At 42.5% G+C, this 20,672-nt stretch carries 11 protein-coding genes; 3 read left to right on the top strand and 8 right to left on the bottom strand.

The features are described from left to right. The first annotated feature begins 14 nt into the window (after positions 1 to 14). Both recN and FA047_RS20035 read left to right on the top strand, forming a co-directional pair. The gene (gene recN / locus FA047_RS20040; RefSeq protein WP_136837879.1) at positions 15 to 1,670 is read left to right on the top strand and encodes a DNA repair protein RecN; all 1,656 of its coding nucleotides are present in this window, start codon (positions 15 to 17) and stop codon (positions 1,668 to 1,670) included. Between the two features lie 106 nt (positions 1,671 to 1,776). Further along, positions 1,777 to 2,589: an enoyl-ACP reductase FabI gene (locus FA047_RS20035; RefSeq protein ID WP_136837878.1), complete on the top strand. Its 813-nt coding sequence runs from the start codon at positions 1,777 to 1,779 to the stop codon at positions 2,587 to 2,589. A gap of 65 nt (positions 2,590 to 2,654) precedes the next feature. On the opposite strand, the gene FA047_RS20030 is transcribed toward FA047_RS20035, so the two are convergent. The 5 genes from FA047_RS20030 to FA047_RS20010 all read right to left on the bottom strand — a co-directional run bounded on the left by FA047_RS20030 (position 2,655) and on the right by FA047_RS20010 (position 16,112). Then, positions 2,655 to 4,652, bottom strand: a complete 1,998-nt coding sequence (locus FA047_RS20030; RefSeq protein ID WP_136837877.1) for a fibronectin type III domain-containing protein — start codon at positions 4,650 to 4,652, stop codon at positions 2,655 to 2,657. A 23-nt stretch (positions 4,653 to 4,675) separates the two neighbouring features. Then, a complete protein-coding gene (locus FA047_RS20025) occupies positions 4,676 to 11,605 on the bottom strand; it encodes a hypothetical protein (protein ID WP_136837876.1) in 6,930 nt (2,309 codons plus the stop codon). A gap of 18 nt (positions 11,606 to 11,623) precedes the next feature. Then, a complete protein-coding gene (locus FA047_RS20020) occupies positions 11,624 to 13,312 on the bottom strand; it encodes a hypothetical protein (protein ID WP_136837875.1) in 1,689 nt (562 codons plus the stop codon). Between the two features lie 31 nt (positions 13,313 to 13,343). Further along, positions 13,344 to 15,149 carry a collagen-like domain-containing protein gene (locus tag FA047_RS20015; protein WP_169304470.1) on the bottom strand — a complete coding sequence of 602 codons (1,806 nt, stop codon included), beginning with the start codon at positions 15,147 to 15,149 and terminating at the stop codon, positions 13,344 to 13,346. 144 nt (positions 15,150 to 15,293) lie between these two features. After that, complete coding sequence (locus FA047_RS20010) at positions 15,294 to 16,112, bottom strand: helix-turn-helix domain-containing protein (RefSeq protein WP_136837873.1); 819 nt, start codon at positions 16,110 to 16,112, stop codon at positions 15,294 to 15,296. A 166-nt stretch (positions 16,113 to 16,278) separates the two neighbouring features. On the opposite strand from FA047_RS20010, the gene FA047_RS20005 reads away from it, so the two are divergent. Next, positions 16,279 to 17,352, top strand: a complete 1,074-nt coding sequence (locus FA047_RS20005; RefSeq protein WP_136837872.1) for a PA0069 family radical SAM protein — start codon at positions 16,279 to 16,281, stop codon at positions 17,350 to 17,352. Here FA047_RS20005 and FA047_RS20000 read toward each other — a convergent pair. Genes FA047_RS20000 through FA047_RS19990 form a run of 3 tightly spaced genes read right to left on the bottom strand, consistent with a single transcriptional unit; the run spans position 17,349 to position 20,633 of the window. Beyond that, on the bottom strand, positions 17,349 to 18,278 hold the full coding sequence (locus FA047_RS20000) for a hydroxypyruvate isomerase family protein (RefSeq protein ID WP_136837871.1): 930 nt from the start codon (positions 18,276 to 18,278) through the stop codon (positions 17,349 to 17,351). The genes FA047_RS20005 and FA047_RS20000 overlap by 4 nt on opposite strands. Before the next feature lie 6 nt (positions 18,279 to 18,284). Next, a complete protein-coding gene (locus FA047_RS19995) occupies positions 18,285 to 19,295 on the bottom strand; it encodes an FAD:protein FMN transferase (RefSeq protein WP_136837870.1) in 1,011 nt (336 codons plus the stop codon). Positions 19,296 to 19,307: 12 nt separating this feature from the next. Then, entirely contained in the window at positions 19,308 to 20,633 is a 1,326-nt protein-coding gene (locus FA047_RS19990; protein ID WP_136837869.1) for a Gfo/Idh/MocA family oxidoreductase, read from the bottom strand. Positions 20,634 to 20,672: the final 39 nt, after the last annotated feature.

The following is a 20,672-nucleotide window of genomic DNA, read 5'->3' as shown; positions in this document are numbered from 1 at the left end:
TTTAGCAGTGTAATATGCTACAAAAACTTTCGATTCGTAATTACGCTTTGATAGACAGTGTTGATCTGGAACTCGACAAGGGTCTGAACATCATCACTGGCGAAACTGGTGCTGGTAAATCCATCATGCTAGGGGCACTTTCATTGATATTGGGCCAGCGTGCAGAAACCAGGTACTTTTTCAATCAGGACAAGAAATGTATTATTGAAGGCTTATTTTTAGTGAATGATTCACTTCAGTCCTTCTTTGAAGAAAACGACATTGATTTCTATAAGGAAAGTATTTTAAGAAGAGAGATTTCTACCGATGGCAAATCCAGGGCTTTCATTAATGATACCCCGGTTAATCTGACGATCATGAAGCAGGTTGGAGAAAAACTGATCGACATACATTCTCAGCATGCCACGCTTGAAGTAAATGACGCTGGATTCCAGTTGTCGGTAGTAGACACGCTGGCTAATCATCAACCTGTACTACATCAGTATCACGAGCTTTACAAGACTTTTAAGAAGAAACAGCAAACACTTCTTGTGCTGCAGAACTCGGCTACTGAGGCACGCAGCAAGCAGGACTATGAACAGTTTTTATTTAACGAACTGGATGCTGCAGCACTCAAAGCCGATGAACAGGAACTTCTGGAAACAGAACTCCAAATGCTCAATAATGCAGAAAATATAAAAAGAGGGCTGCTAAACAGTCATCAGTTGCTAAGTGAGCAGGAAACGGCGGTGCTCCCTGTTTTAAAGGAAGCAATTTTACAATTGCAGGGTATAGAGAAATTTAATCCCGATTACACCGTATTGGCGGAACGTATGCGCTCTGTTTCCATAGAATTAAAAGACATCGCTCAGGAAACAGTAGCACTGGAAGAAGGAATTGTATTTAATCCTGCCAGAATAGAAGAAATTACCGCCCGTCTTGATTTAATTTACAGCTTGCAGCAAAAGCATAGGGTAAATAATATTCAGGAACTTTTAAGTATTCAGGATCAGCTCTCCAACAACCTGAATGATTTGTTAAACAGTGATGAAGAGATAGAGAAACTATCAAAAGAAATTAGCCAGATCAAAGGTGTACTGGACGAACAGGCAAATCTACTTTCTAAAAACCGCAGCAAAGCGATAGTGCTCACAGAAAAGCAAGTTGGAGAAATACTGGTTCAGGCAGGCATGCCAAACGCCCGCATTAAAATAGAACAAACCCTATTACCAGACCTGAATAAGGATGGTAAAGACCAGATCGCCCTGTTATTTTCTGCGAATAGCGGTCAGGCTCCCGCACCTGTCGGCAAAGTTGCTTCGGGCGGTGAGCTATCCAGACTCATGCTGGCAATCAAATCTATTATGGCGAAACATACCTCATTGGCTACCCTGATTTTTGACGAGATTGATACAGGCATCTCGGGTGAAACTGCAGTACGTGTAGGTGAGGTAATTGGCAACCTTGAAAAGAACATGCAGGTCATCTGCATTACTCACCTTCCTCAAATTGCCGCCAAGGGTGATTCACATTATTTTGTTTACAAAAATGAACAGACCAACCGGACTACTACGGGAATCAGAAAGCTAAAATCTGATGAACGTATAGGCGCTATCGCTGAGATGCTTAGCGGCAAGGATCCAGGTGCCTCAGCGATGAAAAATGCCCAGGAACTGCTTGGCTTAAACTAAATTGTCTGTTCATCTTACTTTCTTTCCATCAGATATTTTGTACCTGATTGCTTTTATAGCTATCTTAAATTGATAAAATAAAAAAAGCACAACAAAAACAACAAATATGTATAATTTACTAAAAGGTAAACGCGGTATCATTACCGGTGCATTAGATCAGAATTCAATTGCCTGGAAAGTGGCAGAAAAAGCCCATGAAGAAGGCGCAGAATTTGTGTTGACCAACGCCCCTATCGCTATGCGTATGGGAGAGATCAATGCTCTTGCAGAAAAGACAGGTTCTCAGATTGTTCCTGCCGATGCAACAAACATGGAAGAGCTTGAAAACCTTTTTACCCAATCGCAGGAAATATTAGGTGGCAAGATAGATTTTGTTTTGCATTCAATAGGCATGAGTGTCAACATCCGTAAAAAGATACCTTATACAGAGTCAAACTACGATTACTTCATGAAAGGCATAGATGTATCGGCCATGTCGTTCCACAAGATGCTTGCTGCAGCTAAAAAGCTGGATGCCATAAGTGAAGGTGGAAGTGTTGTAGCCCTGACCTATATGGCAGCGCAAAGAACCTACCCTTTCTATACAGATATGGCAGATATCAAAGCAATGCTTGAATCTATAGCCCGCAGTTTTGGTTATCACTATGGACTCGAAAAGAAAGTAAGGATCAATACCGTATCACAGTCGCCTACTAAAACTACTGCCGGTACTGGGATCAAAGGTTTTGGAGATTTTTATGATTATGCAGATGCCATTGCGCCGCTTGGTAATGCAGATGCCGAATCATGTGCAGATTACTGCATCACCTTGTTCTCAGACCTCACCAGAATGGTTACCATGCAAAACCTTTTCCACGATGGCGGTTATTCATCGACAGGAGTAAGCGACATAGTCATGCAGAAAATGGGATTGGAATAATAAAGCAGTTATTAAAAAAGGGGATTTAAAAAGATCCCCTTTTTACCAGACTAATGAAGTTTTTATCAATTAACAACACCCGCAAAGGCCTGGTTTGATTTTACAGACAAACTTCCATTAAGTCCTTTTGCAATCACATAATAGTAATTGGTGGCATCTCTTTCAAACGTAGTATCGTTGAAGCTCACATTTTCACCACTATTTTCTGCTATTTTCACCGGCTCTTTTCCCCTCGTAAATCTATAAACCTCATATTTAGATACACGGCTTTGAGAAGGCTGCCAATTGATCCTGATTAGTTTTTTATCTCCCGATAAAAATGCTTTTAAAGACACCGGAGGGTAAACCTGCGATTCATAAGCCGCCACATATTCCTCACTTGTACTCTCCTTTCCCAACTGGTCCAGCGCTGCTATCTTGTATATAATTTTAAACCCTTTACTTTCCACTGAATCCGTATGACTTGATTTAGCATTCTCGAGCGCTACTTTATTGATCTTTACAAAACCCTTATCATCAATTTTCCTGTAAACATTATATCCGGTGATCAGATCTGCAGTAGCAGCATCATCTCTCCAAAAAATATGATACTTATTTCCTTCCTTCGCCGCGTCTACGATTGTAGGGGCTGCTACGGGTATTATGCCAACTTTTTGCTTTATATATACAATCGGCAAAAAATCACTACGTACATTACTTAAACTTTCAGAAACTACAGCATAGCCCGTTATTCCTCCATTTTTTGTAGTATCCGTAAATGAGTAGTCTTTCTTTTTCTCCTCTTTAAAAATAAACTCAGAACTAAGAACGAGTTTACCTTCAAGCTGATTGGTTTTATAAACATACCATCCTCTGGTGCTTTGTTCAAAGTCCTGCCATGAAATCACATTACCTGAATTTGTCTTTTGCACCTCCACGTAAATAGGTGCAGATGGCCTTTTAGCAGTATGTAACAGGGAATAAATCTTCGCACTCCGAAGTGAATGTTGTCCAAGCTTGTCATTGATAACCAGATAGTAATAGTATTTTCTTCCTGTTACTGACCTTCTGTCTACAAAAAATCCGCTGGACGAAGAACCGATATTCTCATAGCCATCTTCATATTCTGCTGACCTGAAAACATTAACCACACTAATCAGTTCCGGTCTCATGAACTTCCAGTTCAGGTTAATCTGATCTGTCACAGAATCTGCTGTGGCGGTAAATTGGAGGGGAAGCAGTAAATCCTTATTGATCAGGGTTGCGGACACTGTGTCAGAAATTACTTTACCCCCCCCTCCAAATCTGGTCACTGGTGTGATCGTATATTGATACACTTGTTCAGCGTTGACATTTTCATCAACCAACGTATAAAATATACTATCCGCAGTTTGTTCTATGGTGTAAAATGTTTCAATTCTTTTAAATTCCGACTTCATGCCTTCCCCTCTCCGGATCAGCAGTGCCTCTGTAATGGGCTGCGTTGCCTTCGCCTTAAAAGTAATGTTGAAATTACCACCACGTGTCAGCCGGCTTTTTATTTTTGGCTTGGCGGCATTTACCGCCTCACTTCCATTCACAGCTACGGTAGTATATTTTAAGCCTTCCGTATTGTCTCTTTTGATTTGAATAACCCGGTACTGATAAGCTACATTTCTATTGATGCCGCTATCGATCAGCAAAATATTGAATGCCGCAGCCATGTGTTGCTGAGTCAGGTAAACTGACAAAGAATCATAACTGAACGTTTTTTTAAATATTGGCCATATGCTTTCCACGCTATATGCCGTTGCAGGATTGTATTCATAAACCTTTGGAATGGCTTTGGAAACGTTATTCAACAGTTCCACATAACTCTGAGGTGTATTAAATTTCTGCAAAGTTTGCCAGTCACGTTCGGTAACAGCTTTTCTATCCAGCCTGAATCCCACCACATCACCATCCGGATGTTCAGGAGAGGCCGGTTTAAAAAGGTTATAGATATAGTTCCCTTTATAGCCGCTAAATGCTACACTTGCATCTTTCTGAGCAAAGCCATTCATGGCTACTACAAGGATTAATAAAGTAATAATAATGCTTCTCATCGCTATATTCTATTAAAATGCTTCTATTTAGATTTTAAACTAATTGACTTTTCTGTCATTTCTGCTGCTACCCCTACAGTTATCCCTTCTTTGATACCCACTTTAACACACGGAATCGGGCTGCAAATTGTTCCGACAAACAAGTCTACACAAGGAGTTTCACAACGGCTGTTGCAAATACCGGCCCCCACATAGGCTTCGCCTTCCAGTGTGAAAGTAAGTGCGAGTCCCAATTGTATTTTGGGTCCCGACTTTGCCAATGGTGTAAGGGTGCCGTTTACATCAGCATGAATGTCTGCATGTAAAGAGACACTCGCACAGGCCAAACCTATACTTGCTCCCGCACCTACCTTCACATAACCTCCAAGCCGGCCTCCTATCGTTAGCGACAACTCTTCAGGTTTTGTACTAAAAACAGATTCAAAGAAGAAGTTCCCATAGATTCCATGCTTCAGTTCGCAATGTGCTACAGGATCGAGGTCTATGTCGAATGTAGGAAGTATTGGAATCGGCACATCAATAGAAGTAATCAATAGTACGCCACTTACCTCATTGATGATCTGCTCAAAACTGGCAGGCACATCGTTCTTGAAGTGGGTCTTGAGTGAGGCTTTTTGCTCTGCCGTTAGCTGTGCATTCCCCACCATCATGCCAATACCCGCTTCTTTGATAGGAGCTCCGGTAATATTCCTTGCAATCCCATTGGTAAAAATATACCATTTGCTACCGCCGATATACATTTCGATGTCCGTCTCCAGATCAGCAAAGTCGGTCGACTGGCTCAGGTGGCATGAGCCCACCAGCGCACTTTCTTTAAAGTCGTAAGTTAGGTTCAATCCGGATACCCCACCGGCACCCATGTTTTGTACACCGATCTTCGACTGGTCTGCCACAAGATCTCCCTTGACTATGAATTTTAAATGACTGTCTTTTTCACTGATGCCTTTCGGCGTGACCAGATCTCCTTCAAACGCAAAGTTGTTCCAGGTCTGCCCTGTGACTGTCATTTCTCCTGTGACTTTATTTAGATAGCTATCCTTACTCTTACTGTTCAGGTAAACTATTTGATTTGTACCGGGTGCTACGGGGACAAATAGCCGGGTATTGTCTTTCGTTTTATTCAATTCCACATTGATGCTGTAAGCATCTGGTTTATCCTTATCCCTCAGTGTGCCTTTAAGAACCAGGGTATTGTTAGAAAAACGTTGGCCCTGATCGCTGAAGGTAACCACAATTCCATTTGCATCCAGCTTCAAATTCTTAAATACTCCTGCTGTATCGTGCTTGAATTTGCCGTCCAGCAGTTTATATACAAGTTCATACGACTCGGTTTTTAAGCCCGAAAGGTTTGGCACATCCAGATCAAGGGCTCCTTTAAAGCTCACATAGTCTACACCTCCGGATACTGTTCCAGGTGTAAATTTCGCAATCTTGTTTAAGGTTACAGGAGCCTGGTCCTGAACCAGCAATATGCGGGTGTCATTGGGATCACCGGTATCATACAAATTAATATTACTGATCCTGATCTCATCTGTCGGTTCTAAGTCCGGCAGGCCTTTTAATGAAGCCAAAGCAGTATTATTGGAATTTGCCAGGATGGACACTGACCAGGCCCCTTTAGTTTTGGAGTATCCTTTATCAAAACCAAAGCTAGTCATGGTCTGGCTGTTATTCAGCGTCACGTCAAAGGAATTCAGCAATTTAAGCTTGGTCACATCAAACTTCCCAAAGCCAACTTTATCGTAGCTAATGGTCAGGTTTTCAAATGGTATGGTCAGCCCCTGAGCATTCAGTACTCCGGCCGATACTTTCAGTCCTGTTTTGTTCAGTGTCCATTTGGCAAGTTCCAATCTCCAATTGTTCAGCATTAAATTAACCGGCTGCTCATCAGTGGAGGAATAGCCCCTGTTGTCAATAATAAAGGTCGCCGCAGCTTTGATGTTATTTTTACTGGCACTAATGTTATCGAGTTTGGTATTGACAATACCTTTAAATTTCATGCCCTTATCGGTAAATAATATCTTTTCCTGCGGAATGAGCTGTAAATCATCTGCGACCCTGAAATCCAGCTGCCTGCGCTGACGGTTAGATACCATCAATGGCTTGGTCAGGATATCAGAAGCTGATGTAGAAAAAGTCCGCAGGTAATCTGTTAAGGGGTTATTACCATATGAATAGTTAGATGCATAGCTGGTCTCTTCTTTATTCAGGTACAAGCTATTGTCATCACCCTGACTATTAGAAGCTGAGGTTTTCAGGTCCTGTGCCAGACTCGCAGGATCCAGTTGAACGAAGCCTTTAAGGCTAGCTCCTCCATTCTCTGCGTCCAGACTCAATCCACTGTTATCTACTATATTTACAGTATAATTTGTATATAAAAGTGCTTTCAGCTCATTCTCCCGGAAATATACCTTTGATAAGATAGTTTGCGGACCACCACTCTGCCCGGGCTTGATCAATACGTTATAGAAAGTAAGCCAATCGGACTGATTCGCCGGCGTCAGACTACTCTTATCGGCATTTCCCTTAGGATTCAGTCGCCCGGTAATGTTGTAATTTCCATTACCCGCGGGTTCGTACGAGCTGATCAATACCGGGAAATTATACAGGTTTTCCTGGATGCCTGATGGAAGTTTTTTGAAGGTAAAATTCACATAAGCGGTAGTTTGATCTACCACCTGTGTCCATTGCGTATCGCCCAGATATCCAGACACCCCTGCCGACAATATGGTAATCAATCCACCGGCACCCCCATCATTCAGCGGCAACCTGCTGATCATATATCCACCTGTGCCACTCCTGTCCACAATGTATTCGTCATCATTATAATTCGATACCGCAACATTAAATATACCTGTAGATTTTTTACTTCCGTTATCGGCAACCGTTGACGCCGTGGCCTTTATCCTTCCGGCTGGATTTACCCTTACCGTAACAGATACCGTCCCGCTCATATCAGAATAAACCTGAGTTTTGGCAATCGTATAGTTGTCGACAGGAATGACCTGCAAATCAAACTGAGTTCCTGCCGCAGCAAATTCCAGCAAGGTAAATTTACCTCCAAAAAAGCCCAGGTCCATCGGTTTTTGTGTGGCTGTAATGTACTTATTGGTCAGGTATACATTTGCAGCTATTTTCTTACCGGTATGGTCTATACAGGTTACCGCCACGCTGTGCATATTTCGCATCACCTTAAGTTTTCCTCCTGAGGTAGTGGATTTGCTGATATCTTTTAATGTAACAACCGTAGTTTTATAAATGGCCTTATCCTTAGGGATGATGGTCAGCTTTACCTCCCCATTAGGCGTTTTTAAGCGAACGGACTCATATCCTCCTACCAGACCGTTTAGGGTCACCCTGCCTCCTATTCGTTCACTATCAGACCAGCTAAAATCATCACCGACAATCACTCTGGCTGCAACAGGCTCGCCGATATCATTTTCAATAGTAGCATCAAACTCGTTTGGCAGTTCCAGAAACAGCTTAGCGAGATTGGCCCTGTCGCCGCTTTTCAAAGGAATACCTGTATTGACAGGGAAATAAGTGCTGATAAAACCTTTCTTAGAAAGTTTCAGCAACTTCCAGCCGGAGGTAACACCATACTTAAAAGTATCAAAAAAAAAGCGCCCATTACTCCCATTGACGGTACTGTCCTCAGGAACCCTGCTCTTTATACTCGAGGTATAAGTAAGCATAGAGAAAAATCCCGTACCTGAATAATTGACCCCTGTCATGTCGTAAAGCTTTATATTTACCCCAGACAGCACCGAAGTAGAAGTGTTGCTATACGGATACACAGCCCCATCGATGATCGGTCTTTGGGGAGCCACTCTTACAAATGCAGCTGGCATAACATATTCTATGTTAGGAATGGTCTGGTTATCTGAGAAATAGTTTCTCTCGGAATTTGAGATCTGTAATAGATTAAAGAACCTGGTATTACCACTCAATGGAAAAGGATTCTCTGTAATGTAATTGTACTGGCTGGCACTCGTAGGTTCCGCACATAAAAAGTATTCATTATCCTTGCCCTTCAAATTAGGCATGATCATCCTCGTAAAAGAAACATATCCGTCAGCAGTAGTTGCTGCCTGGTCAAGAATCTCATATTGTTCTTTGGTCTTTGGATTTTCCCATACCGTCTTGAAATAAGACTTACGCTGTGGATCTCCATCACTGGTCGGAAAATCAGAGGTCAGTGCTGCTCCTTTTTTGCGGCAGAGGTAAACATTCAAATCCTTTACCCCAACTATTTTGTTATCCTGAATATAGCCTACCCGCGTCCTCAACTTAAATTGTTTTACTGTCGCCAGTAGTTCATTAACCTGTACATCCTCCTGCTGATTATAAGAAATACTCTTTGGCTCTGAATTAAAATATGGACTGCGAACGATGATCACCATTTGCTTGGAATCATTATTGAAGTTATTGTAGTCCTTAACGCCAATATTAAAACTAAATGCACCATTCTTACCCACAATAGCGTGTTCTACGAACTGCTCTTCATTCAAAATACTTCCATCCTTCAACAGGTCTTTCTGTGAGATATAGCCTTTCATCAACACCAGTTCTGTACCTTCAGGCAGAGGCAATCGCTGACTTACCGCTGCTTTTCCCTTGTCCTTCCATTCGTAAACATACCTTCCCGAGATGCGCATGGTCAAAAACTTAGGCCCCAGATCTACGCTCGTTTGAAGATTTTGATTGTTAAATACAGTCCTGGTATAACCAATTTTTGCAGGCAGGTTCAGTCCCACCCTTTGCAAATCGAAGTAAAGGGAATTCTGCGAATCATCAGGTTCAAAATACACCACATAATTCTCTGCTGATCCATTCTCATTGACCAGATTATCAAACACAAATTCCTTAGTACTCGCCCCTACAAGATTTACTCCCCTGGAACCTACCATGTTCCGATTTGCATTCATCACTGCGTTGTACATTGCCGGATTCACGAAGGTGGTCTTTTTTACCTGTCCCAGCAGATTATCAACTTCGCCGGTCACCAGTTTTTCCTTAGGTTTTAACAGATACAGCTTACCCTTATAGTTACGCTGGTATTTCTCCGTAAACTTAACATTCAATTTATAACTGCTGATCTTAACCGTCTCTTCTTTAACCACCACCTTTTGCTGTGTCTGATTGGGCACGATAAACCAGTTGGGATCAGTAAAATGATCGTCGTTGATCTTCACCACAAGTCCCTCCACAATCGCATAGGTCTGCTTATTATTTCCGGTTCCGGTAACATAAGCCGCCGAATCTATTACTTTATACTGGCTGACATTAATGGGCACATTCGCTGTGAAGTTGCCGAGCGAGTCAGTCGTTGCGAACCCAACTACCACCGCATTATTGACATTAAAAGCGCCGGGATAGGCAGACAGGTTATTGACTACCTGTGGTACCCTTTTAATGTTGTAATGCTTAACTTTTTTGCCATTCTCCACAACCTCCAGAGAGTCCTTGTCGGTAATCATCTTCGCTAGCAGACGAACCTTAATGATCTGCAAGCTTTTGTTTGAAAGGTCGAAACCCTTTTCTGCTTCTGTCAATATTGGTTCTTTTCCTCCAGCCGCAAGTACTTTAGCCTGGGCCGATACATAATTGGAGTAATAATTATACCTGATCTTTCCATTGATAGCAAGGATAAAGTTCTTTACATCGTTGTCTTTAATGATAGTGAGGTTGCGTATCTCAGATTGAGCTCCGGTTTCCTGATCCCTTACATACCATTCGTAATTCTCCCCTGGTTTGATGTAGGCTACCAGCTCTGGTGTCGTTTTATAATTTACCGTTTCACTTGTAGTTACCACAACAACACTATTGTCTATCACCACCGGCGCCAACCTTGTTCTACTTTTCCTGGAAATTGCTGCAGCCTTAGCCTCCGCATCTTTTTCATCTTTGGTTTTAACCCGGTTAATCCGTAATTCATATTTTCTGTTACCCGAAACCTGGGCCTTGTTCAGAATCTTCCAGTTAAAGCTAAGTGTATCCAATGTCACCACCCCATCATTTGCCTTCGGTTTGATTAATGTGAAAATTGGCGATACCTTGCCACTGCCATACCTGAACTGAGAAGCCCGGCTTACTCCATTGTTTTTGAAGACCGTCTTGCCTGTAGGGTCGACCGCTTTTATACGCCAGGCATATAGCTTGCCGAATTTCAATGGCGGATCTGAAGGCGAAAGCACATAAGCGAATCCATTTACATTCTTATTGATCAATGGGAAAGATGCAGAATTTAAAATCTGGTTGGGATCAGACGGCACGTCCGGCATTTCAGCCAATTGCAATACATATTGGGTACCCATAGGCACCACGCCCGTATTCATCCAGTTGAATACCATGCTCTGCGGGTTCGTCTCTCTTACCTCCTCATTGATCCGCGGACCAATCAGCACTGGTGCTTCCGGATAAGTGATACTCAACGATGTACAGCCCAATGGTGCATTAAATGAAAGCAGCTGATTCGTATTGTAATCTACAGCCTGAATACAAAAGGTATAATTACCTTCCGGCAAACGCGAAGTCTGTACAATTTTCACCTTATCTACTCCGTAAACGTTCAATGTATTGAGATCGAAGATATCTTTCAATGCCAGCCCACTCAGTTGTTTTGTTTCGTTTGGGTTTAAAATAATGGGTTTTAAGGGTACATAGCTAGATTTTGTGGTGATCTTTATCCCATTATCGCCTTGAAGCTGTCCTGTTAGTTTGATCGTTCTTTGTACCGCACTCTGGTTCTGAACAATCAATAAAACTTTAGCTGCATTGGCACCAGAATAGTCTGAATAATATGGAGAATATGGAGGCACAATATTTACAGTAATATTGATGCTGTTCACAGATTGACCAAAAACATTGACTCCTGTAAGAATACCGGCAATTGTAATCAACAACATGACAAGTGCCTTCTTTGCTCCCGGAACCGTTAATAGCTTATTCATTAGTTTATTTTTTATAGGTTAAAAAGAATGTGTTAAGCTCAGACTGCTCCTAAGCTCATTGAAAGAAGGCAGGGTGATGTCCTTTGAATTGCTCTTTAAATACATCAGCGAAACATTGGCAGCGTCTCTTTTGGAAATGCGGTAAGAGCCGTTCAGGTTACCATTAAATATGCTTCCCGCATTCTTATCGTTATTTTGCTGTCGCTGGTAACTCATTGAAGCATTCAGACCATACTTACCTTTTTCAAACTGCTTGTCTAATCCTACTGACGGGCCGTAGAAAACTGTTCGGCCAAATGAAATATCTGCCACTGTATAGTTGAAATTTGTATTCACTCCAAAAGCCCGGGGTGCAAAAGTCAACTGATAGGATAGGTTGGCCGTTTTGCTGTTTGATTTATTCTGCGACGCAGTAAACCTGTTCAGGTCTACCACAGATTGAATATTTCCAACCAATATGATCCCGTGCGAGACGACCTGCCCCGGAATATTGTACCGAAGCATTGCATTGATATTATGATTGGTTCTGGCCACCCTAAAAGTATCGATGATCGGGTTTAACCCCCTGTCCTGGGTAATTCCATAATTAGAGTACCTTAGATCAATACCATAATCGCTCTTATTATAAGAAAGGTTTAAGGAACCAATCTTACGGTTAGAACGATAGGATTTGTCTTTCAGGATATTGTCGTTTTGCAATCCCAAGGTGGCATTGACCTGCATTTGCCCTTTCAATAGCCTCACCCCACCCTCTGCAGTATAGTTCTGAACATCTGTTTCAAAGTAATAAGCACCCATGGATTTATAATCCGGGTCTACCCTTCTGTACCTGAACAATACATTGTAAGTACCACCCTGGTAGCCCAGACTGGTTTGCCCGGCAGTAAGAAACTGGGTAGAAGTATTCAATGTGACCAGCTTTCTGATGATGGCAACTTTTTCCAGCTGGATGTTATCTATTGTGTCCGATAGCTTATTATTGGTATAAATGCTGCCAGATACGTCCAGATCAAAAAGAAAGCGCTTAAAGAAAGTAAACTTGGTAGACAAGCCCAAAACCAGGTTTTCAGCAGGCTTAAGTCCTGCGGCCGGAGTAGGATTTTTAAGTGAATTTACATCGTCCTTAGCGTTCAGAAATATCAGATCCACATGGTTTCTCTCTGTACCCAGTCCTAATTTGGCGCTGTACCCAGTTCTTTTGTAAGCAGGCAGTTGTCCAAAACCAGAAGATTGAATTGGTTCTTCCTCTATCGCTTTATTGAATCTCCCATAAATAAATCCGAACCTCAGTTTGCCGGGATTCAGCTCTACGCCTCCACCCAGGAATGTATGACCCGCAAGTGTAAAAGGCGAAAACTCTATGCTTCTCCAACCCGCATGAAAAGTAGCCCATTTATACGTCGGACTAATTCCATATTGATTAAATGGTTGTGTATAGCTTCTTTGCTGATCACTTACCACCACGGAAAACGGAAAGGATACACCATACACAGATAATGTGGGTGCGCCATTAAGAATATAAGAAAAAGCCCGTTGCCTGTCGGGAATTCCATTGGCGTTATAAGTACCCAAACCAATACCCAGTGAGCCATTAATGGCAAATGGTTTTTGTTTACCCATGTTATCCAAATCCTGAGCGGCTGCATCAAAACAGCTTATGCCCGCGAGAAATGAGGAAACATAAAACAAAAGGGATGTAAGTTTCATGAATTTCAGGTTTAATAAATGAAATAAAGGATTACTTTATCGTTATAAAATCCTTATCCTGAACATTAAGCTTTTGCAAGGATCTAAGCATAGGCTCGCGGTTGGGTCCCGATACACTGAGTACACCGACAGAGCTTTGCGGGACAATCACAATCCTGACCTTATCAACCAGAAACGGCATATAAGCTGTACCGGGATTGTTATGATAAATCCTTACCGTTGCGTTTGTGGGATTAATCCTCAAGTTATACCTGTATACGATGCTAAATCCTGTAGGGATATCCGTATAGTTCAGTTGCTGCCAGTTATAGCTGCCGCTACCCAGACTTCTGCGCATATATACCAGCACTATTCCCTGCTTCACTGCATTTAAATTTGCGGCGGGTATGGTAAACGTGGTGGTAGTATCATTTACACTTACCCCGGTTTTCCTCAGGTAATAATCTGTAGTTATTGGTTGCCCTACCCAGGTAAATGTATTGTCATCTGCTGTTTCCAAAGCAATTACATTTGAATTGCCATCTGCTCCATTCTGACCTTTCAGGGAAGTTCCGGAAAGCAGGTTCCAAACACCGCTGGCTTTAGGCCCATACATGATATAAGTAGAAAGATCAATGTAGAAATCTCCATCGTTTCCAAAGGTATTTTGTGGCAAACCTCCTCCATTTAAAATAGATTTCCCACTGGTTCCATTGCTACCATTGGTTCCATTAGTTCCATCTGCACCCCTCAAAGAGACTCCTGGTCCCCAGCCGGATGCTGTTTTAGGACCAAACATCATGACTACCATACGGCCGAAGTAGAAATCTCCAACCTTACCCAGATTGGGATCAGGATTATAATCACCACTGTAAATCACAGTTCCATCAGCACCTGCGGGACCAACAGGCCCTTGAGCACCATCAGCACCGCGCAACATCATCGGAGAGCCCCATCCATCTACAGACTTGGGACCATATAACAAATAACTCGTTCTGTCTAAATAGTAGTCACCCACCGCCCCTGTACTTAGGTCGGGAGCACCAAGTCCATTCACTATAGTACTTCCATTCGTGCCGTTGGTTCCATTTGCACCATTGGTGCCATTCGTGCCATTAGTCCCATTTGTACCTCTCAGCACTACAGGAGTTCCCCATCCCGTCGCTATTTTTGGCCCATATAGATTGCCTGTATTTTTATCAAGATAATAATCTCCATTGATACCTATCGTTGAAACAGGTATACCCGGTCCGCTATAAATGATGCTTCCGTCTTTTCCTGCCGCCCCCGTAGGGCCTTGTGCACCATCAGCTCCTCTGAGCAAAATGGCTATGCCCCAACCCGAAGCTGTTTTTGGCCCATATAGCAGATAGTTTGTTTTATCCAGATAATAGTCGCCGTTTGCACCTAACCCCGCCGCCGGTGCGCCAGACCCGCTTAAGGTTGTGCTTCCATTGGTTCCGTTTGCTCCATTAGCACCATTAGTTCCGTTCGTTCCATTGGCGCCATTTGCTCCATTTGCTCCATTTGCTCCATTGGCGCCATTTGCTCCATTTGCTCCATTTACTCCCATCAGTGTAATCGGTGAACCCCAGCCTGATGCGATTTTTGGGCCGTAAAGATTACCTGTGGTACGATCCAGATAATAATCACCGGCATTTCCGGTAGCAACAGACGGACTTCCTGTTCCGCTATACATGATACTGCCGTCTTTACCGGCAGCGCCCACTGGTCCCGCAGCACCCGTTGCTCCCTGAGGTCCGGCAGGTCCCTCAGGCCCAATTAATCCTTGTTCCGAACAAGAGCTGAACAGAATGCCAAGGGTTAATAGCATGATCATTAAGTAATGTTTTTTCATAGGTATATGATTTGATTTTCAAGATAAAGTCATCATACTTTAACAATGATCAACGAACGTATTCATCTGATCCATTAACGGATAAAAACTTCGGAATGAAGGTAGTGGACTGCACTACTCATGCATAGTAAAAATCGACGGATTTTAAAATTGATGGTGCTGATTCTGGCGGGAGTGCCACTCAGAGGGCGTACAGCCATAAAAGCGTTTGAATTCTTTGATGAAATGATTCTGATCAAAGAAACCAAAGGTATAAACCAGTTCCTGCCAATTGACAAAATGATTCTGACTGATGAAATTATTAATATTATTGAAACGAACAATCCGGCTGAAAGCTTTGGGAGAAAAGCCTACCTTTTCCCGAAATTGCTCTCCCAGGGTAGTGGTTGACATGCCTACTTTTCTACAAAGCTCCTCAATCCGAACCAATCCACGGTCTTTCTGAATTTGTGCGCAGGCAAAAGCGACACCACTAACATCGGTTTTTGCAGTCAAAGTTAAGCGTCTCAAAAGCCAGGCCTCCAATAAGGAAATGGCCTCGGCAGGCGAATTTGCAACCTCCAGGAGCTGCTCTGTTAAACTGGCCGTTTCAGGAAACAAAAGGTGCACATCCGTTCCCTGGTTGCAAAAATACCTTTGTGGGATCCCAAAAAGTTTAAAAGCACCGTAAGGCTTAAACAATATCTGAACTGCTTTTTTAGGAAAAAGGTCAAAACATCTGCCCTGATCAAGCAGCCCTACAAAGCAAAGCCGATAACCATCAACCCTTTCTGTCCCGGATTCACGAAATTGGTGGTATTCATCCAAAACAAATGAAAGCTGCGTATACTCTACAGGGTACATATCCAAAGCGGGCATTTGGGTTTCACCTGCGCCAAGGCAAAAGTAGCTGTAATTCTGTACATAGTCCTGCAATGCCTGATGTGGAGCAAATACATGGATAGAGGCATCACTTTTAGTCATTCACAATAGCGTTGAGTCCTTAGACAATATGAAAATACATAAAAAGAGCAACATAAAAATTATTCTTTTCATTCAATGATTACAGTATCTTATAATCGATATAAAGAAAGCTTCATTTTTTATAAGAATAATTCCAAATTACTAATATTATTAGTATTTTTAACTAATGATATTAGATAGCAAGACCCCAGACAATTACTTCAAAGGAAGAGGCGCCCAGTTTAATCCCCACAACCGTTTCGCTAAAAATGAATATGCGAAGGAACATGATGAGGGCATCGACGACTGGGAAGAAGAAGATCAAAAGACCTCATTCATATTCGGAAAATCAAAGACTATAGTCAATAAAGTCGACAGCCCTGATGTAGGCATGGCTTATTCGCTTAATCCATACCAGGGCTGCGAACATGGCTGCACCTATTGCTACGCCAGAAATGCTCATGAGTATTGGGGCTTCAGCGCAGGATTGGATTTTGAACGCAAGATCATTGTGAAAACGGATGCTCCGTTGTTGTTTAAGAAATTCCTGGAGCGCAAGGGCTGGGATGCCTCCGTTATATCGCTATCCGGAAACACCGATTGTTATCAACCTGCAGAAAGGAAATTCAGGATTACAAGACAGCTACTCGAAATTGCACTGGAGTACAAACAGCCAATAGGTATGATTACAAAAAATGCGCTCATCCTTCGCGACATTGACTTCTTACAGGAAATGGCCAAACTAAATTTGTGTATGGTATACGTTTCTATCAATAGTCTGAATGAAAAATTGCGGCAGAAAATGGAACCCAGAACCACAACTGCCAAACAGCGCCTGAAGATCGTAGAAGAACTGAGCAAAGCCGGCATTCCTATGGGTGTTATGGTAGCTCCGCTCGTACCGGGTCTCAGTGATCATGAAATACCTGTAATCTTAAAAACAATTGCCAATTGCGGAGCCATATCCGCAGGATACACCATAATAAGACTCAATGGGGCCATTGGCGGAATATTTGAAGACTGGCTTCGAAAAAACTATCCTGATAGGATCGAAAAGGTCTGGCACATGATCCAATCCTGTCACGGCGGCAATGTAAACGACAGCAGGTTCGGAGATCGCATGAGGGGCGATGGCAATATTGCGCAGCTGATCAAGGATAATTTTAAACTTCATTGCCGGCTCAACGGACTGAACGAAAAAAGAATAGAGCTGGATTCAAGCCTATTTAAAGTACCTAAACCGCAGCTCAGTTTGTTTTAAGAAAGAAAATTATCGACTTCCCGATAAGCCTGAATCACCCGCAGCTCACCTTCTTTGCCTGATTTGGAATTTCCATGCTCCATGCCCATTACACCTTTATACCCTTTATTATAAATATGCTTAAATAGGTTCTTATAATTGATTTCTCCCGTTGTAGGTTCCTTTCTCCCCGGGTTATCACCAATCTGTATATAGGCAATTTCATCCCAGCACCTGTCCATGTTCACGATAAGTTGTCCTTCTGTCTTTTGCATATGATAAATATCATACAATATTTTGCAGGATGGGCTGTTCACAGCCTTACATACCGCATAAGTCTCATGCGTCTGTTGCAGGAACAATTCCGGCGTATCACTCAGGGTTTCCAATACCATCACCAAACCATGCGGTTCGAAGATCTCAGCACCTGCCCTCATGGCATCTATTACATTAGCAAACTGGTTACCATAAGGTAGTTTGCGTTCATAGAATCCCGGAACTACTGTCAGCCACTTTGCATTGCATCTTTTTGCAGCTTCCACTGAGCGCTTGCAGGTCTCCACAAATTTATCTTTAAACTCTTTTTTACCGGTAGTCAGAGAGGTTTTCCAGTTATCTCCGCCATCTACTACAAACACACCCATTCTCATGCCCAGTTTGGCAAGCAGGTTTCCTATTTTGGTCTGATCTTCAACAGATCTTCCTAAATATCCATTGTCTTCAATAGAGCGAAAACCCTGGTCGTACATGTACTGGATCTGATCCAGGAAAGTCGCACCTCCTGAATTTTTAAACATGCCCTCGTGAGGTGCATAATCCATGTTAAAAGTTTTACCCGCAACTGCAGAGCTGCTTGACTGATCCGCAGCCAGGGTATTTATAGAAGATCCGGCGACAAGAGCACCGGCGCCAAATAAGCTATTTTTTAAAAATTCTGTTCTGTTCATTTAGGTTTAGTCGGTGATCAGCTTTCTAAAGCCTTTGCTCAAAGTATCGGCCACATTGCCATCCTTGCGATGGTAAATGATATAAGCCTCCATATCTTTTTTCCTTTCCACAAAAGCCAGGGCTTGCTTCACATCCATTGCCATTAAAGCATTGTCATATCCATCAGCAGTAATGGCATCTTTAGCATAAACCGTCACACTGATCATCTCATTATTTAAAGGGTATCCTGTTTTTGGGTCTATAAGATGTGTTACTTTTTTAGATCCCTTCTGCAAAAACTTCCTGTAATTGCCTGAGGTAGTAATAGCACCATTATTGATGCTGATGACATGCCGAACTACAGGTTCAGCACCCGCAACCGGCGATGGGCCTTCTATGCCTATCCTCATGGCTGAGCCATCGGGCTTAGGGCCTTTCATGCGCAGCTCTCCTCCGATCTCCACCACAAAAGCTTTTATTCCTTTTTTCAAAAGATGATCTGCCACAACATCTACACTGTACCCCTGCGCAATTCCATTCAGATCTACCTGAACAGTTTCACTGTTCTTGGTAAGGTAATTTCCCTTTAAACGGAGATGTTTCATACCTGTAGATTTCAACAGGTTCTTAACTGCGGCAATATCTGGAAATTCCTGAATTGGCTTTGCTCCAAAGCCCCATGCCTGCACTAAAGGTGCTACCGTTACATCAAATTTTCCCGAAGTAGCTTTATTGATCTCGAAAGATTTAGCCATCACATTTTTAAAATGAGCATCCAGTTCCAATCCATTTTTTGAAGCATTGAATTTGCAGATCCGGGAATAGGGTTTGTATAAGGACATGGAGGAATCAATTACTGAAAGGATGCTGTCTACAGCGCCTTTTGTAATGATACTGTCCAGGGCGAAATACTTTACAGTATAATCCGTTCCCTGTGCATATCCCTGAATGGTAAATTGCCGCTGATCATCCTTCCCAAAAAAGGAGGAGATCAGCAGCGATATACTCAATAAAATAGATTTGTTTACAGAAAACATGATCAGGTTTACCTAGATCACTTTAGTTTGTCCAGGTGTTGGTATCGGATATAGTCCATTCGCATCAGGCATGATCTTCGGATTTGCATCCCATGCTAAACGATCAGGCATCAGGTTGTTATCAGCATTTAAAGCATCATCCCATTTAATCGTACGACCTGAATATGTCGCATAACGGCCTATGATAGAAGTTAGACAGCTTTTAGCGCCACGCTCTGCATCCCAGAATTTATACTCACCCTTCGCAATTGCCTCAAAGAGTTCATCATGCTCTGTCTGGTACGGATTAGGGTTATTTTTAGAGGAGTAGTTATAGATCTGATTTCCTTTGTGGTCCCAAAGTTTACCCTGGTTACCTGCCGAAAGGAAAACCCTACCTTTAGTACCCTGAAAAGTCTCATCTACCCTGTTTGAAATTCCTTCAAAGTGACGACACTGACTGTATACTACTGCACCATCCGCGTAGGTTAATTCTACCGCGTGGTTGTCATAGATCTCGCCATAATCTTTTCCTGTTCTCCATGCACGGCTACCCGTACCCTGAACAGAAACCGGATAGGCATTTTTCACCCAATTGGCAATATCTATATTGTGAACATGCTGTTCTACGATATGATCACCACACAACCAGTTGAAGTAATACCAGTTGCGCATTTGGTATTCCATTTCAGTTTGTTCTGGTTTACGTTTATTTACCCAAACACCACCACTGTTCCAGTATACCTGTCCGCCAGTGATGTCGCCTATCGCGCCATCTTCAATGCGTTTTACCGTTTCTCTGTAATTGGTTTGGTATCTGCGTTGCAGTCCAACCACCACATTTAATTTTTTCTTTTTAGCAAGTTCGGCAGTCGCCAATACTTTACGGATACCCGGTGAATCTACTGCCACAGGTTTTTCCATAAATACGTGCTTTCCTTTATTGATTGCTTCCTCAAAATGGCTTGGTCTGAATCCCGGGGGAGTTGCCAATAAAACAACATCAGCTAAAGCAATTGCTTTAGCATAAGCATCAAAACCAACGAACCTGCGTTCCTTAGGCACATCAACTTTGTCTTTAAATTTCTCAGACAGTGAATTGTAGGTTTCATCCAGTCTGTCCTGGAATGCATCAGCCATCGCAACAAGCTTGATGTTTTGTTTGGTGCTTAATGCCTGTGTTGCCGCACCGGCTCCACGGCCTCCACATCCAATCAATGCGATTTTAATGGTATCGTCAACAGAAGAATGCCCGCCAGCTGCAAAGGCTACTCCATTCAACATAACACCTCCGGCTACCAGAGCTGAAGTTTTTAAAAAGTCGCGACGTTTATTATCACGCAGTTCTTCATTATTCATCTTAATTCAAGTTTATAAAAGGTTATTTTGTGGTTGTTT

It is taken from the genome of Pedobacter frigoris (assembly GCF_005116445.1).
Classification (GTDB): Bacteria; Bacteroidota; Bacteroidia; order Sphingobacteriales; family Sphingobacteriaceae; genus Pedobacter; species Pedobacter frigoris.
This window is presented reverse-complemented; position numbering and strand designations above follow the sequence as displayed.

Bases quoted from the DNA above. Each gene is read 5' to 3' on its own strand.
- recN (WP_136837879.1), top strand. From the start codon at position 15: ATGCTACAAAAACTTTCGATTCGTAATTACGCTTTGATAGACAGTGTT.
- FA047_RS20035 (WP_136837878.1), top strand. From the start codon at position 1,777: ATGTATAATTTACTAAAAGGTAAACGCGGTATCATTACCGGTGCATTA.
- FA047_RS20030 (WP_136837877.1), bottom strand. From the start codon at position 4,652: ATGAGAAGCATTATTATTACTTTATTAATCCTTGTAGTAGCCATGAAT.
- FA047_RS20025 (WP_136837876.1), bottom strand. From the start codon at position 11,605: ATGAATAAGCTATTAACGGTTCCGGGAGCAAAGAAGGCACTTGTCATG.
- FA047_RS20020 (WP_136837875.1), bottom strand. From the start codon at position 13,312: ATGAAACTTACATCCCTTTTGTTTTATGTTTCCTCATTTCTCGCGGGC.
- FA047_RS20015 (WP_169304470.1), bottom strand. From the start codon at position 15,149: ATGAAAAAACATTACTTAATGATCATGCTATTAACCCTTGGCATTCTG.
- FA047_RS20010 (WP_136837873.1), bottom strand. From the start codon at position 16,112: ATGACTAAAAGTGATGCCTCTATCCATGTATTTGCTCCACATCAGGCA.
- FA047_RS20005 (WP_136837872.1), top strand. From the start codon at position 16,279: ATGATATTAGATAGCAAGACCCCAGACAATTACTTCAAAGGAAGAGGC.
- FA047_RS20000 (WP_136837871.1), bottom strand. From the start codon at position 18,278: ATGAACAGAACAGAATTTTTAAAAAATAGCTTATTTGGCGCCGGTGCT.
- FA047_RS19995 (WP_136837870.1), bottom strand. From the start codon at position 19,295: ATGTTTTCTGTAAACAAATCTATTTTATTGAGTATATCGCTGCTGATC.
- FA047_RS19990 (WP_136837869.1), bottom strand. From the start codon at position 20,633: ATGAATAATGAAGAACTGCGTGATAATAAACGTCGCGACTTTTTAAAA.